Source organism: Kitasatospora sp. NPDC058406, assembly GCF_042722765.1.
Classification (GTDB): domain Bacteria; phylum Actinomycetota; class Actinomycetes; order Streptomycetales; family Streptomycetaceae; genus Kitasatospora.
In genome coordinates, this window is the sequence record NZ_JBHXKE010000515.1 from 1 (window position 1) to 1,007 (window position 1,007).

Below are 1,007 nucleotides of genomic sequence, written 5' to 3' on the forward strand. Positions count from 1 at the left end.
GGCCCGGACACTCGTCCGGGCCCTTCCGCCTGGCCGCGTGGCCGTGGCTCACCTCCCGGCTGCCACCGCGCGCTCCGTCGGCCCCGCCACCGGGGCCGACGCGGAAGCCGTCACCGCGCCGTCCGGACCGGCAGCGGCTGCCACCCCGCCGGAGGCCGGTCCCCCCGCCGCCACCACCCGGCCGCCGCCGCTCCGGCCCGCACGCCGGTCCAGAGCACCGGACAGCACGGCCACACCGAGCGCCGCGACGGCCATCAGTCCGCCCACCCAGTTCGGCGCCTGGTAGCCGAGCCCGGCCGAGATGACCAGCCCACCGAGCCAGGCGGCCAGCGCGTTGCCCAGGTTGAACGCGGCGATGTTCGCGGCCGAGGCGAGCGTGGGCGCGCCCGCCGCCTGGTCCATCACCCGCTTCTGCAGCGGGGCGACGGTGGCGAAACCGAACACCCCGATCAGCGGGATGGCCACGATCGCGCCGACCCGGCTCTGCGCGGCGAAGGTGAAGGCGAACAGCAGCACCGTGAGCACCGCGAGGATCACGTAGAGGCTGCGCATCAGCGCGCGGTCGGCGAACCAGCCCCCGAGCAGGTTGCCGACGAAGAGGCCGACCCCGAAGAGGAAGAGCAGCCAGGTGACGCCGGACGGCGAGAAGCCGGCGAGCTCGGTCATCATCGGCGTGATGTAGGTGAACATCGCGAAGATGCCGCCCCAGCCGAGCACCGTCATGGTCAGCGCGAGCCAGATCTGCGGGGTCCGGAAGACGGCCAGCTCGGCGCCGAGCCGGGCCCCCTCCGGCCGGGACTGGACGGGGACGAGCGCGGCGATGCCTGCGAAGCCGATCACCCCGAGCGCGGCGACCACGTAGAAGGTGGAACGCCAGCCGAAGTGCTGGCCGAGCAGCGTGCCCATCGGGACGCCGAGCACGTTGGCGGCGGTGAGTCCGGTGAACATGAGGGCGATGGCGCCGGCCCTCTTGTGCGGGGCGACCTGGTCGGCGGCGACCACCGAAC

At 74.2% G+C, this 1,007-nt stretch carries 1 protein-coding gene; it reads right to left on the minus strand.

The genetic code is table 11. The annotated features are described in order from the left end of the window. Window positions 1–48 precede the first annotated feature (48 nt). A partial coding sequence (locus ACFWOG_RS40950; RefSeq protein ID WP_380364849.1) for an MFS transporter occupies window positions 49–1,007 on the minus strand: 959 nt, incomplete at its 5' end.